11 protein-coding genes and 1 rRNA gene are annotated in these 13,871 nt (G+C 71.6%); 6 read left to right on the forward strand and 6 right to left on the reverse strand.

The window, feature by feature from the left end; all coding sequences use genetic code 11:
- Positions 1 to 51: 51 nt before the first annotated feature.
- Genes BM314_RS16525 through BM314_RS16535 form a run of 3 tightly spaced genes read left to right on the forward strand, consistent with a single transcriptional unit; the run spans position 52 to position 1,863 of the window.
- Entirely contained in the window at positions 52 to 672 is a 621-nt protein-coding gene (locus BM314_RS16525; protein WP_020093950.1) for a YceI family protein, read from the forward strand.
- Between the two features lie 16 nt (positions 673 to 688).
- Entirely contained in the window at positions 689 to 1,294 is a 606-nt protein-coding gene (locus BM314_RS16530) for a cytochrome b (protein WP_091979045.1), read from the forward strand.
- The gene (locus BM314_RS16535; protein WP_091979047.1) at positions 1,291 to 1,863 is read left to right on the forward strand and encodes a YceI family protein; all 573 of its coding nucleotides are present in this window, start codon (positions 1,291 to 1,293) and stop codon (positions 1,861 to 1,863) included. The genes BM314_RS16530 and BM314_RS16535 overlap by 4 nt, the downstream gene beginning before the upstream one ends.
- A gap of 164 nt (positions 1,864 to 2,027) precedes the next feature.
- Here the strand turns inward: BM314_RS16535 and BM314_RS16540 are convergent, their stop codons facing one another.
- The 3 genes from BM314_RS16540 to BM314_RS16550 all read right to left on the reverse strand — a co-directional run bounded on the left by BM314_RS16540 (position 2,028) and on the right by BM314_RS16550 (position 6,229).
- A complete protein-coding gene (locus tag BM314_RS16540) occupies positions 2,028 to 2,606 on the reverse strand; it encodes a GNAT family N-acetyltransferase (protein WP_020093947.1) in 579 nt (192 codons plus the stop codon).
- Positions 2,606 to 4,951: an Orn/Lys/Arg family decarboxylase gene (locus tag BM314_RS16545; protein WP_091979049.1), complete on the reverse strand. Its 2,346-nt coding sequence runs from the start codon at positions 4,949 to 4,951 to the stop codon at positions 2,606 to 2,608. The genes BM314_RS16540 and BM314_RS16545 overlap by 1 nt, the downstream gene beginning before the upstream one ends.
- 297 nt (positions 4,952 to 5,248) lie before the next feature.
- Entirely contained in the window at positions 5,249 to 6,229 is a 981-nt protein-coding gene (locus BM314_RS16550; protein WP_091979051.1) for a hydroxyacid dehydrogenase, read from the reverse strand.
- 579 nt (positions 6,230 to 6,808) lie between these two features.
- Here BM314_RS16550 and BM314_RS16555 point away from each other — a divergent pair.
- Together BM314_RS16555 and BM314_RS16560 are read left to right on the forward strand one after the other, a co-directional pair.
- A complete protein-coding gene (locus BM314_RS16555; protein WP_091979053.1) occupies positions 6,809 to 8,938 on the forward strand; it encodes a TonB-dependent receptor in 2,130 nt (709 codons plus the stop codon).
- A 153-nt stretch (positions 8,939 to 9,091) separates the two neighbouring features.
- Positions 9,092 to 9,847, forward strand: coding sequence for a hypothetical protein (locus BM314_RS16560; RefSeq protein ID WP_091979055.1), 756 nt, complete (start codon positions 9,092 to 9,094; stop codon positions 9,845 to 9,847).
- A gap of 9 nt (positions 9,848 to 9,856) precedes the next feature.
- Here the strand turns inward: BM314_RS16560 and metB are convergent, their stop codons facing one another.
- Genes metB through BM314_RS16575 form a run of 3 tightly spaced genes read right to left on the reverse strand, consistent with a single transcriptional unit; the run spans position 9,857 to position 12,776 of the window.
- Positions 9,857 to 11,017, reverse strand: a complete 1,161-nt coding sequence (gene metB / locus BM314_RS16565) for a cystathionine gamma-synthase (RefSeq protein WP_091979079.1) — start codon at positions 11,015 to 11,017, stop codon at positions 9,857 to 9,859.
- Between the two features lie 59 nt (positions 11,018 to 11,076).
- Positions 11,077 to 11,679 carry a cytochrome b gene (locus BM314_RS16570; RefSeq protein ID WP_091979057.1) on the reverse strand — a complete coding sequence of 201 codons (603 nt, stop codon included), beginning with the start codon at positions 11,677 to 11,679 and terminating at the stop codon, positions 11,077 to 11,079.
- A complete protein-coding gene (locus tag BM314_RS16575; protein WP_091979059.1) occupies positions 11,676 to 12,776 on the reverse strand; it encodes a catalase family peroxidase in 1,101 nt (366 codons plus the stop codon). The genes BM314_RS16570 and BM314_RS16575 overlap by 4 nt, the downstream gene beginning before the upstream one ends.
- A gap of 838 nt (positions 12,777 to 13,614) precedes the next feature.
- Here BM314_RS16575 and BM314_RS16580 point away from each other — a divergent pair.
- A 16S ribosomal RNA gene (locus tag BM314_RS16580) occupies positions 13,615 to 13,871 on the forward strand; the annotation flags it as partial.

Raw genomic sequence — 13,871 nt, forward strand, 5'->3', positions numbered from 1 at the left:
GGCTGCGGCGCAGCGAATCGCGCTCGGCCGTCTGCTCTGCAGGAGACACCCTTGAAATCGATTCTCGCCTCCGGCCTGCTGGCCCTGCTGGTCGCCGCCCCGGTCGCCACCCCCGCGCTGGCCCAGACCCCACCGACCCGCGACCCGGCGCAGATCCAGGCCGGCACCTACGCGGTCGATCCCGGCCACACCCAGGTCGGCTGGCGCGTCTCCCACATGGGCTTCTCGAACTACGCCGGCGGCTTCTCGGACGTGTCCGGCACGCTGGAGCTGCAGCCGAAGAACCCGGCCGCCGCCAAGCTCTCGGTGAAGATCCCGGTCGCCTCGGTGACGACGACCAGCGCCAAGCTCACCGACGAGCTCAAGGGCGACCAGTGGCTCGACGCCGCCAAGTTCCCCGACATGACCTTCGTGTCCACCAAGGTCGTGCCGGCCGGCAAGGACCACGCGAAGGTGACGGGCGACCTGACGCTCCACGGCGTGACCAAGCCGGTGACCCTCGACGTCACCCTGGTCGGCGCCGGCGTGAACCCGCTGAGCAAGAAGTACACGGTCGGCTTCGAGGCCACCGGCACGCTCAAGCGCTCCGAGTTCGGGGTGAAGACCTACGTGCCGCTGATCGGCGACGAGTTGCACCTCACCATCGCGGGCGCCTTCGAGAAGCAGGACTGACCTGGGAGAATCCGCCATGGCGCGAGGGGTTTCCGCGCGGCGGTACTCCGCCGTGGCGATCCTGCTGCACTGGGCGAGCGCGCTGGGCGTGCTCGTCCTGATCGGCCTCGGCCTGACCATGACGCACGCGGCCCTGGCGCCGCTGCGCCAGTTCCAGCTCTACCAGTGGCACAAGTCGGTCGGGATCACCGTGCTGGCGCTGACGGCCCTGCGGGTCCTCTGGCGCCTGACCCACCGGCCGCCGCCGCACCCGGCCGGGATGCCGGCGCGGGAGCGCCGGGTGGCCGAGGCGGCCCATCACCTGCTGTACCTGCTGCTCGTCGGGCTGCCTCTGACCGGCTGGGCCGTGGTCTCGCTGTCGCCGTTCAACATCCCGACGGTGCTGTACGGGATCGTTCCCTGGCCGCACCTGCCGCTGGCGGCCCTCGTTCCCGACTCCGCCGTCGCCGAGGCCGTCCTGAAGCGGGTCCACGCCCTGGGGGCGTGGTTCCTGGCGGCCCTGCTCGCCGTCCACGTGGCGGCGGCCCTGCGCCACCACCTCCTCCTCCGCGACGACGTGCTGCGCCGCATGCTGCCGGGGCGCCGGTCGTTACCCACCCCGACCGTGGAGCCAACCCGATGAACGCGCGTCACCTGTGCCTGCTGGCGGCTCTCCAGGCCGTCACCCTGCCGGCCGCCGCCGCCGATTGGGCGGTGGATCCGGCCAGGAGCGCGATCCGGTTCTCCGGCGTGCAGGTCGGCGTCCCGTTCACCGGGCGGTTCGAGCGGTTCAAGGCCGACATCGATTTCGACCCCGCCAAGCCCGAGGCGGGGCGCGCGCTCGTGCTGGTCGACCTCGCCAGCGCGCGGACCGGGGACGTCCAGCGCGACGAGGCCCTGCCGCAGAAGGACTGGTTCGACGTCAAGGCGGGAAGCGAGGCGCGCTTCGAGGCGACCCGCTTCGTCGACAAGGGGCAGGGCGATTACGTGGCGGTCGGGACTCTGACGATCCGCGGCACGAGCCGGCCGGTGACGCTGCCGTTCCACCTGACCCTCGAGGGCGGCGCGGCGCACGCCGCGGGGCGCGTCGGCCTAGTCCGCACCGAGTTCGGCGTCGGGCAGGGGGCCTGGGCCTCGGGCCAGTGGGTGGCGCTCGAGGTCGGCGTCGAGGTCGACCTCGTCGCCACGCCGAACCCGGCGGCCGGCCACTGAGGTTGGCTCGGGTCGGATCCTTCGGACGTCGCGCGCTCCGTCATCGCGAGCGCAGCGAAGCGACCCAGGGCAGCGCGCCCTCCGTAAGTGTGGCGCGACTGGATCGCTTCGCTTCGCTCGCGATGACGGCGGCCGGGCGTCGGAGGCCGCCCGGTCCCGGCCCGCTACCCCGGCCTGTCCTCCGACCCGGTTCCCAGCGCGCGCTGGACCATGACGCTGTCCGACCAGTGGCCGTACTTGAACCCCACCGCCCGCAGGTAGCCGACCCGCTCGAACCCGCAGGCCTCGTGGAGCCGCAGGGAGGCCGCGTTCTCGGCGTCGATGTAGCCGATCATCTGGCGGTAGCCGCCCGCCGCGCAAGCCTCGATCAGGGCCGGCAGCAGCCGCCGGCCGATCCCCGCGTGCAGGTGGTCGGGATGCACGTAGATCGAGTGCTTGAGGGTGTAGCGGTAGGCCGGCCGCTTCCGGAACGGCACCGCGTAGGCGTAGCCCGCCACCGCGCCGTCCCGGTCGGCCACGAGGTGCGGCAGGCGCTTCTTGCGCATGGTCTTGCGCCGCCGCTTTAGGTCGTCGGGGAGCAGCCGGTCCTCCTCGGCGACGCTGACATCGGTCACGCCCTTGCCGATATGGTGCTCGTAGATCGCCACCATCGCCTCGACATCGGCGTCCGAGGAGGCGCGGATGACGATGTCGGGGCAGGACCGGGCCGGGAGCAGGCCGGGCGTCTCGGCCTCGATCTCCATCAGGCGCCCTCCCGCGCCACGTAGGTGTGGAAGCGGATCCGCCCGTCCGGGTCGACCTCGCGGTAGACGCCCTGGATCTCGGCCTCGAAGCCCGGGAACAGGTTGGCGGACGCCTCGAACATCTTGAAATAGTCGAGCATGGGCTTGGCCCGGTCGTCCAGGCGCTCACCGGGCAGCACCGTGCCGATGCCCGGGGGGTAGACCAGCATCAGCGTGGTGGCGATCCGCCCCTCGGCCTCGGCGATCGGCACGTAGTCGACCTTGTTGCGCGTCAGCAGCTGGGCGGCCCGCTTGGGCGGCATCACCATCTCGGGCAGGTGCTCGGGGGCGAATTGCCGCCGCTGCAGCGTCGAGGTGCCGGCCTCCCGGTGGAACGCGTGGAACTCGCCGCAGAGGTCGCGCAGGCGCACGCCCCGGTAGCGGTTCGGCCGGCGGTTGACGAATTCCGGCATGGCCTCCTCCAGCGGGACGTTGTCGTCGTGGAGCCGCTTGAAGGCGACGAGGCCCGAGATCAGCGTGCCGGCCTTGGAGGATTCCACCCCCGGGGTCAGCAGGAAGAGCAGCGAGTTCAGGTCGTTCTTCTCGGCGACGATCCGGTTCTCACGCAGGTATTGCGCCACGATCGGCGCCGGCACGCCGTGCTGGGCGTAGGCCCCCGTGTGCCGGTCGAAGCCGGGGGTCAGCACGGTGAGCTTGTTCGGGTCGGTGATGGCGTAGCCCGGCGCCACGTGGGTGAAGCCGTGCCAGCGCGCGCCCGGCTTCAGCTCCCAGTGGCGCGGCGTCGCGGCGAGCTCGTCCGTCGGCACGCTCTCCCACGGCACCTCGGCGCCGTCGGCGTTCACCGTCACGTCCGGCACGAAGGGGTCGAAGAACCAGCGCCGCGCGGGATCGCGCTCGTTCTCCTCGAACTCGCGCCGGATCGCCCGGACCTTCTTGCGCCACTCGATCCCGAGCCGGATCGTGTCGTCCCACAGGATCATGCCCGAGCGGCCCTTCATCATCTGGGCGCCGACGTCGAGGGAGGCGAAGAGCGGGTAGAAGGGCGAGGTCGAGGCGTGGACGAGGAAGCTCTCGTTGAGCCGCTTGTGCTCGACCCGCCGGGTCTGGCCGCGGATATGGCCGTCCCGGGTGTGGATCTGCGAGGCCTGGCTGAAGCTCGCGAGCTGCTTGTGGGTCGATTGCGTGGCGACGATGCCCGGCGAGGTCTCGTCGAGCCCGGTCAGCCCCATGGCGAAGCGCCTTGCGTAGAGCGGGTGGAACTTCATGAAGCCCGCCCAGGCCTCGTCGAACAGGATGTAGTCGCAGAGGTGGCCGATCTTCTCCAGGATCTCCTGGGCGTCGTAGATCGTGCCGTCGTAGGTGCACTGCTCGATCACCGCGACGCGGAAAGGCCGCTCCCGGCGCCACGCCTCCGGATCGGTCACCAGCGGATTGCGGCGGATCTTCTCCCGGATCCGGGTCTCGTCCAGGGCCTCGTGGAAGATCGGCCCGATCAGGCCGTAGGCGTTGCGGTCCGTCTCCAGGAAGATCGGGATGCCGCCACCCAGGAACAGGGCGCCGTGGTGGGCCGCCTTGTGGTTGTTGCGGTCGAACAGGACGAGGTCGTCCTCCGCCACCAGGGAGGACAGGACGATCTTGTTGGAGGCCGAGGTGCCGTTGAGGACGAAGTAGGTCTTCTCCGCCCCGAAGATCTTGGCGGCCTCCTTCTGGGCCTTCAGCGCCGGACCCTCGTGGGTCAGGAGGTCGCCGAGGTCGAGGACCGAGTTGTCGAGGTCGTCGCGGAAGATCGCCTCGCCGAGGTGTTCCACGAAGATCCGGCCGATCGGCGACCGGTTGTAGAAGATGCCGCCGTTGTGGCCCGGGCAGGTCCAGAGCTGGTTGCCCTTCTCGGCGTAGTCGACGAGCGCGCCGAAGAACGGGGTCTTGAGGGTCTCGGCGTACTGCGTGACCCGGCTGACGAGGCCGCGGGCGATGAATTCCGGCGTCTCCTCGGCGAGGAAGATGTAGCCGTCGATGAAGTCGAGGAGCTCGACCGGGATATCCTCCAGCCGCTTGCGGCGGACCATGATGACGATCGGCATCTCCAGGCCGCGCCGGCGCATCATGTCGATGAGGGCGGCGGCCTTGCCGTCGAGGCCGCGCTTGCCCCAGTCGACCACGAGGCAGCCGACCGCCGCGTCGGTCTGGACCGCGATGGCCGCGTCCTCGACGCGCCGGGCGCGCACCACCTCGAAGCCGCGCTGCTCCACGGCCGCCACGATCTGGTTGACGCGCGCGCCCTCGAGATCGTCCGGGTCGAAGGCCGGGGCGCACATCAGGACCGTGAAGCGACGGTGGAAGTCCATGGAGCCCTCTCTGGCCTCGGATGCAGCGGGTGGCTTTCCGGCCCGTCTGCGACGATTGCATGACACGGCGCGCGGCGGGCGGTCGCGGTCCGGACGAAACACCGTGAACCGGGCCGGCCACGACCGCCGCGCCGTCAGGATCGGCCGCGGGTCCCCTCTCCCGTGCGGGAGAGGGACAGGGTGAGGGGTGAGACCTCACCGGACGAGGCTCCCCCTCGAATCGCGTCGATCGGGTGCTTGATCCCGAAGCCTCTCGTCCCTCACCCCAACCCTCTCCCGTGCGGGAGAGGGGGACCCTCACACCCCGCGGCGCCGCTCCCAGACGGCCGGGTTGACCAGCCCGCCCGGCCGCCGGCCGGCGAGGACGTCGACCACGCGGGTCGCGGCGGTCTCGGCGGTGCGGATCAGGGCCGCCCCGGTGGAGCCGCCGACATGGGGCGTCAGGATCGCCCGGGGCTGGCGGGCCAGCGGGTGGTCGACCGGCAGCGGTTCCTGGGCGAAGACGTCGAGCCCGGCGCCCACGATCGTGCCCGCCTCCAGCGCCTCCACCAGGGCCGCCTCGTCGATCAGGCCGCCGCGGCTGGTGTTGATCAGGAAGGCCTCCCGCTTCATCCGGGCGAGCTGGTCCCGGCCGATCAGGCCGCGTGTGCCCGGGGTCAGCGGCACGTGCAGGGAGACGATGTCGGATTCCGCCAGGAGCGCGTCGACCGAGGCGGCCCGCAGGGCGCCGGCGTTGGCGAAGTCCGCGTCCGGGCGGCTCGGGCCGTAGGCCAGCACCCGCAGGCCCAGGGCGGCGCCGAGCCGGGCGGTCGCCTGCCCGATCGCCCCGAAGCCGACGAGGCCCAGCGTCAGGCCGGCGAGCTCGATCAGCCGGGCGGTGAACTTGAAGCTGTCGTCGCCGGCCCGGACCGAGCGGTCGGCCTCCGGCAGGGCCTTGGCCAGGGCGAAGATCAGCGCCAGCGTCTGCTCGGCCACCGAGACGGCGTTGGCGCCGGGCGTATTCACCACCACGATCCCGGCCCCGGTCGCCTCGGCCGTGGCGACGTGGTCGGTGCCGGTGCCGTGCACCCCGATCACCCGCAGGGCCGGCGCCGCCGCGATGGCGCGGGCCGGGAAGCCGGTGTTGCGGGTGATGACGGCGACGCAGTCGGCGACCTCGCGCGCCAGCGTCTCGGGTTCGGTCCCGCTCGCCGGGCGCGGCTCCAGGCCGGCCGCGCGCAACCGGTCGAGGCCCGCCGCGTGGATCGGCTGGACGATGAGGCACGGACCGGTGATCACGGGAGAAGACCTCTGCACAAGAGGAGGGGTGACAGGCACGTTTCGCGCCGGGCCCGTCTAGGCGGGGTGGGCAACCCTGGCAACCGGGCGCCCCGATCGCGGCGCCGCGGCCGCCGGTCGGCGCTCCCGCGGGCCCGTCGGGATCCGGTGGTCGCGCGGTCGAACGCCCCGGCGGCCCGACCGGCCGCGCACGATCCACGGGAAATCGCGGCCGGGTCCGGCCTCGGCGGCCTCGTCCGGACCGATGATCCCGGGCGTGCGCCTCGGCCGAGCTGCGGCCCGGCCCTCCGTGAAATCGCCGCCCCGATCGCGCGAAGATGGTCGCGTCATTGATAAACACGACGTCCTGAAATACATCTATGTATATACGACAATAAATATCTACAATGCTCGATCAGCGATGCGATCGCACTGTAGAGTTGTAATTACTCCAAATGTATTTTTGACACATGTAGAGATATTTGCTGCCTTGCTCCGTGATTCGGAGCCATCGTCACGACAATGCAGTCCCACGACTTTTCAGTACCTGTTTCCGCGCGGAACCGGCGCCGGCGGCGCGCGGCCCGGCCGGTTCTCCCGATGGCCGTCCTGCTGGGCTTCGTCGGTTCCGGGCCGCACGCCGCCCGCGCCGAGGAGGCCGGGGCCGGCCGGGACGTCCAGCTCGACGAGCTGTCGGTCGCGAGCGCGGCCGCGCCGCGCGGCCCGGTCCCGGCCTATGCCGGAGGTCAGGTGGCGCGGGGCGGGCGCCTCGGCCTCCTCGGCGATATCGAGACCCAGAAGGCGCCCTTCAGCATCGCCAGCTACACCGACACACTCATCCGGGACCGGCAGGCGCGGACGGTGTCCGAGACCCTGGTCCTCGACCCGTCGGTGCGCGCCACCCAGACCACGGGGGCGCCGTTCGACTCCTTCTCCATCCGGGGCTTCCCGTCCAACGAGAACACCAGCGGCGAGGTCGCCTTCGACGGGCTCTACGGCGTCGCTCCGAGCTTCCGCATCTTCACCGACTACGTGGAGCGCATCGAGGTCCTGAAGGGGCCGTCCGCCGCCCTCACGGGGGTGTCGCCGAATGGCGCGGTCGGCGGCGTGGTCAACATCGTCCCCAAGCGCGCCGGCGCGGACCTGACCCGCGTCACCCTGGATTACGGCTCGACCGCCTGGGGCGGCAGCCAGGTCGACGTCGCCCGCCGCTGGGGGCCTGGCCGGGAATGGGGCGCCCGCGTCGTCGGCAGCCTGCACGGCGGCGCCACGCCCTTCGACCGCCAGACCGAGACGACCGGCGTCGGGGCCCTGGCCCTCGACTACCAGGGTGACCGGTTCCGCGCGTGGCTCTACCTGCTGGCGCAGACCGACCGCTTCAACGCGCCGCTGCGCCCGTTCCTCCTGCGGGCCGGCGTGCCCGTACCGCGGGCGCCCGACGGCCGCCTGAACCTGACCCAGCCCTGGGAATACTCGGACGTCGACGATCGCGGCGGTCTGCTGCGCACCGAGTACGACCTGACCGATCAAGTCACGCTGTTCGCGGATGTCGGCGGCGGGCAGACCGGCGTGGAGCGCTACTTCCAGTCGGCGCCGACGATCCTCAATGGCCGCGGCGACACGACCAGCACGCCGCAATTCTACGCGCTGGGCGTCGACCGGCTCACCTACGACGGTGGCGTCCGGGCCCGGTTCGAGACCGGCTTCATCCGGCACGCCCTGACCGTGCAGGGCTCCGTGTACGACGAGGCGACGGCACGGCGGTTCTCGCCCGGCCGGGGCGCCTACCTGTCGAACCTCTACGCGCCGGCCCTCGTCCCGTACATCGCGCCGATCTACGGCGTCGGCCGGCCCCGCCTGTCCGACAGCACCCTGTCGGGGATCGCGGTGGCCGACACGCTGTCGGCCCTCGACGAGCGCGTCCTGCTGACCCTGGGCGTGCGCCGCCAGCGCGTGGAGGCGCACAACTACGTGTCGAATGTCGGCACGCTGGCCTCGTCCTACGACAAGAGCGCCACGACCCCGATGGTCGGCCTCGTGGTGCGGCCCTGGGACTCGGTCTCGCTCTACGGCAACTACATCGAGGGCCTGAGCCGCGGCGACGTGGCCCCGGCGGTGGCGACCAATTCCGGCACGATCCTGGAGCCCTACGTGGCCCGACAGGTCGAGGCGGGCGTGAAGCTCGATCTCGGCCGGTTCGGCGCCACGCTCGGCGCCTTCCGGATCACGAAGCCCGCGGGCGAGCTCGGCCCGCAGGGGCGCTTCGCGGCGACCGCCGAGCAGCAGGTCGGCGGGCTCGAGCTGAGCCTGTTCGGCGAGATCACCCCGCAGGTGCGGGTGGTCGGCGGCGTGACCCTGCTCGACGGACGCCTCGTCAGGACGGCGCTCGCCGCCAATCGCGGGAACCGGCCGATCGGCGTGCCGGAGGTCCAGGCGAGCCTGGGGGCCGAGTGGGACCTGCCGGGCTTGCCCGGCCTGACGCTCAACGGCGCGGTCATCTATACCGGGCGGCAGTTCGTCGACCTCGCGAACACCCAGGCCCTGCCGGACTGGGCCCGCCTCGACCTCGGCCTGCGCTACACGACGCGCGTCGCCGAGCGGCCGACGACCTTCCGGGCCAGCGTCCTCAACGTGACCGACACGCGGTACTGGACCGGGGTCGCCTCGTTCGGCACCTTCTTCCAGGGCGCGCCGCGCACCTACCTCCTGTCGATGGCGGTGGATCTCTGAGCCGGACCGGCGCGGCCGCGCCGGGCCTGTCGAGCGGCGCGATGTTTCACGGGAAACATTTTCTTAACCCTGAGCGGCGACCGCGCGGGACCGGCGAGCTGTTGCACCGGCGCCGTCGCGGCGCCGCGCCGGCCGGGTTACCACCGGTCCGGCATGACGACATCGAGCTGGCGCACCCTCCGCAACGTGCAGGCCCGGAAACGGCTGGAGAAGGCCTTGCCGGCGATCTTCCCGGCGCCGGTCCTGCAGCACGCCCTCGCGCGGCCCCTGATCCCGCCGACGCCGCGGCTCGCCGTCGAGAGCTACTGGCGCAACCACATCCTCCGGGCCGACCGGCTGGCCCGGGCGCTGGCGGCGCGCTCCGGCACGCCGGAGGGCTGGGCCTGGCAGATCGGGGCCGAGGGGCGGGCCGGGAGCTTCCGCACGCCGCCCGCGCCGTTCCGCGATCCGGCCTTCGCCCGCGGACGGGGCGCCTGCTGCATCTGCGGCCAGCCGGTCTACCGGTTCGGCTGGCACCGGGATCTCTGGGCGCGCGGCGCGCCCAACACCAATGCCGGCTGGCACGCGGCCTGTGTCGCGGCCTGGAAGTTCTGGATCGCGCCCCACGCCCAGGTCCGGGCGCTCAAGCTCCGCCAGCGCCACCGCTGCACCACCACCGGCAAGCGCCTGCTGAAGACCGCCGAGGTCGACCACCTGCTGCCGCTCTACCGGGTCTGGCGCGAGCACCGCGACGCGCCCTGGCCGGAGCTTCTCGGCTACTGGGGCGCGCCGAACCTGCGGGTGGTCAACCGCGCCGCCCATCTCGACAAGTGCCGCGACGAGGCGGCCGAGCGCTCCCGGACCGTGCAGCGCGCCCGTTTCCGGGTTGTCGAGGACGAATCCGGGTTCAGCGTGGTCGAGGAGGATTGACCGGCCGGCTCAGCCCTCCAGGGCCCGGAAGGCCCGCCCCAGATCGGCCAGCAGGTCGGCCTCCGCCTCCAGGCCGACCGACAGGCGCAGCAGCCCGTCGGTGATGCCCGCGATGGCGCGGGCCTCCGGGTCCATCGCCGCGTGCGTCATGGTCGGCGGATGGGCGATCAGGCTCTCGACGCCGCCGAGCGACTCGGCCAGCGTGAAGACCCGCAGGGCCTCCACGAAGGTCCTCACCGCGTCGCGGCCGCCGGCCAGCTCGAAGCTCAACATCGCCCCGAAGCCCGCCTGCTGGGCCTTGGCCAGGGCGTGCCCCGGATGCGTCGGCAGGCCCGGATAGTGGACCCGCGCCACCGCCGGATGGGCGTCGAGGAAGGCCGCCAGGGCCGCGGCGTTGCGCTGCTGCTGCTCCACACGGACGAACAGGGTGCGCAGGCCCCGGAGCGTCAGGTAGGCGTCGAGGGGCGAGCCGGTGACGCCGATCGTGTTCGCCCAGGCGGCGAGGTCCTCGCCCATCGCCTTGTCGGCGGCGATCACGGCCCCGCCGATCACGTCGGAATGGCCGTTCAGGAACTTGGTGGTGGAGTGGACGATGAGATCCGCCCCGAGGGCGATCGGCCGCTGCAGGGCGGGCGACAGAAAGGTGTTGTCCACCACCGCCAGCGCGCCGGCCGCCTTCGCGTCCGCGGTGATCCGCCGGACATCGACCACGCGCATCAGCGGGTTGCTCGGGGTCTCGATCAGCACGACCTTCGGTCCCTGGGCCAGGGCCGCCGCCAGCGCGTCCGGATCGGTCTGGTCGACGAAGGCGACGCGGTAATGGCCCCGCTCCGCGCGGAAGCTGAGCAGGCGGTGCGTTCCGCCGTAGCAATCGTGCGGCGCGACCAGGAGATCGCCGGGCCGCAGGCTCGACAGGGCGAGGTCGAGGGCCGCCATCCCGCTCGCCACCAGGACGGCGCGGGCGCCGCCCTCGAGCTTGGCGATCGTGTCGGCCAGCGCGTCCCGGGTCGGGTTGCCCAGGCGCGAGTAATCGTAGGGGCCGGGCTGCTCGAAGGCCGGGAACTTGAAGGTCGTCGACAGGTGGATCGGCGCGATCACCGCACCGAAGGCCGCGTCCTGGGCCACACCGTTGGCCGCCGCGACGGTACGCGCCGCTAATCCCTCTGACATCGCCTCGTCCTCCACGCAGAGATCGCCCGCCCCGTTCGACCGAGGCGGGCGAGCGTTCTTTATGGAGAACGGATCAGACTTTCAAGAGAACGATAGGGTCGTTTCGGCGGCTCGGTGGTCCTGGCCGGTGTCGACCGCCAGGGCGCCATGCTGGCGAAGACCCCGTCCCGGCGGATCAGCGCGTGCAGCAGCGCCGCCGCCAGATGCGCGAGGATCAGGGCGAAGAGCCCGTAGGCCAGCGCGGTGTGGAGCCGGCGCAGGGCCGCGTACAGGATCGGGTCCTGCGGCAGGATCGGCGGCAGGACCACCGAACCGGCAAGGATAACGGGGTAGCGCGCCGCCGACAGCATCGCCCAGCCGATCAGCGGCATGGCCAGCATCAGGCTGTAGAGCAGGATGTGCGAGGTGTGGGCCGCGCGCTTCTGCCAGCCCGGAAGATCGGCCGGCAGGGGCGGCGGCGCGTGGCGCCAGCGATAGGCGAGTCGGAGCCCGGCGAGGACCAGGATCAGGATCCCGAGCGGCCGGTGCAGGGCCACGAGGGCGCCGTACTCGGCGAGCGACGCCACCATGGCGACGCCGATCAGCAGCATGGCCAGGATCAGCGCCGCCATGGTCCAGTGGAGCAGGCGGGCGGGCCGGTCGAAGCGGTCGGGCTCGGTCACAGGGCGGCTCCGTGGATCGCGGCGCCGGTGACGGCGCTCGGGGTCTTGGCCTCGCCGGACCGGCGGGTGACGGATCGCGCGTAGGCCGCCGACCGGGCGCTCAGCAGCGGGTCGTCGCTCGGCGCGATGCCGTCCGGCAGCACCAGCGGATCGAAGTTGACGTCGCGGCAGCTGGCGGCGGCCTCCGGTGTCGCCGCCGTGAGCGTCAGGGTGCCGACATCCACCGTCTCGCGGTCGGCCGGCCAGGGCCGCGTCGCGTCGGCGGTCGGGTCGCCGGCCTGGCCGAGCGTGACGATCAGGTGCCAGTGCCGGGGGCCCTGGGCCAGCTGCGCGGCGAGCGCGTCGAACAGGGCGTTCGCGCCGCCCGGCGCGGCCTCGACCGCCGGCGCCGGGTCTGGGACGAGGGCCCAGCGCACCGGCCGGGCGGCGCCGTCCGCGGCGACGAACCGGAAGGCGTTGAGGCTCCAGTAGGTGCTGTCGGCGAAGCCCGCGGTCACGGTCCGCGCCTTGATCAGCGCGGCGGCCTTCGCGCTCTCCGGATGGTCCGCGAAGAAGGCCTTCAGGCGCTCCGGATCCGGCTTGCCGGTGGCCGGATCGGGCTTGGTCGCGAGGAGCTGCGCGTAGAAGGCCTCGTGTGTGCGCACCGGAAAGACCGGGATGTTGTTCATGCCGGTGCGCCACTCTTCGCCGTCCGGCAGCCGGAAGCGCAGGGCGAGGCTGCGCACGGTGGCGGCGGCGTCGGCCGCGTGGGGCTGGCCGCCGGCCAGCGCCACCCGCCCCTCGACCGGCGTCACGCGTCCGGCCGCGAACACCCCCGCCTTCGAGAGGCGCGCCCCCGCGCCGCTGCCCGTGAAGCGGCCCGCGACGCACATCCCCTTGGCGTGGTTGCGCCGGAAGCCGGGATGCGGTCCGTTCACCTGCTCGAACCGGTCGATGATCCGGGCCGGCGTGAGCTGGCCGGGCGAGAGCCAGCCGCCGGCATACGCGAAGGTGCCGGCGGTCCCGGCCAGGGCCGCGCCGATGGCGGAGAGGCGCAGGAGCAGGGCGGTCCCGGTCATGCCGGGGGACGCACCCGTGAGATCGTGCAGCAGCGTCATCGAGTCCCTCAGGATCAACCGCGATCACGCCTCTTCGCGCACCCGCCGCAGTAGTTTCAGGCGGTGTGGGTCGTGCGCAGCGCCGGGGGGAGCACCAGCGTCGACCGGTGGAGGTGCGGGCCGTCGAGCGGGCCGGCCGCGATCCGCGAGCCGTGCGTCCCGGTCGGGGCCGCCCCGCGCTCGGCCCCTTGCGCAAGGCGGTTCGGGCCCTTAGATCCGCCTTACCGGTCACGACGGCATGCCGTCCGCCGGAACTTCCTCAACATTACCGGCCAGCACTGATCTTTCGGGATCGCGACGCTGTCGGGCGCGAGCGCAGGCTCGACCCGGACCGGGTGCGTGAGGGAGCGTCCATCGTCCAGCGCCGCACCGAAGGACCTCCGGGCCGTTCCGCGTCGCGCTCTGTCGACGGAGGCACCGAGATCCGATTCGGCCGGTTCGGTTCCGTCGCCGGGGAAAAGGGTGGTTGACAGGAAAGTCCGGGGCAGCCTATACGGCGCCTCCCGACGCGGTCCGGAAGAAAAACGGGGCGGGTTGGACGGACTTACCGAGATTTAGAAAAGTAGATCTGGCGAAAGCCGAGGTACTTGACTTCTTCTCAGCCGGTAATTACGAGAGTGATTACTGATCTTTGACAAGTTGGAATGAGGAAGGGAGACGCGGGCGGCGTTTGTCCTTGCGGCTGGGTCTTAGGACCTGGCGTGAGTAGACTTGTGCCGATCTGTTGTTCTTCTTTCTGAGCTCACCGACGGGTGTTTTGGCGCTGTGAAGCGTCTGGATGCTTGGTCGATGTGAGGCTCCGTCTGAGAATACACGTGATCGGCCAGATCAATCTCTTCAACGTGAGAGTTTGATCCTGGCTCAGAGCGAACGCTGGCGGCAGGCTTAACACATGCAAGTCGAGCGGGCCCTTCGGGGTCAGCGGCGGACGGGTGAGTAACGCGTGGGAACGTGCCTTCTGGTTCGGAATAACCCTGGGAAACTAGGGCTAATACCGGATACGCCCTTATGGGGAAAGGTTTACTGCCGGAAGATCGGCCCGCGTCTGATTAGCTAGTTGGTGGGGTAACGGCCTACCAAGGCGACGATCAGTAG

The sequence above is a fragment of the Methylobacterium sp. 13MFTsu3.1M2 genome, from assembly GCF_900112625.1.
Lineage (GTDB): Bacteria > Pseudomonadota > Alphaproteobacteria > Rhizobiales > Beijerinckiaceae > Methylobacterium.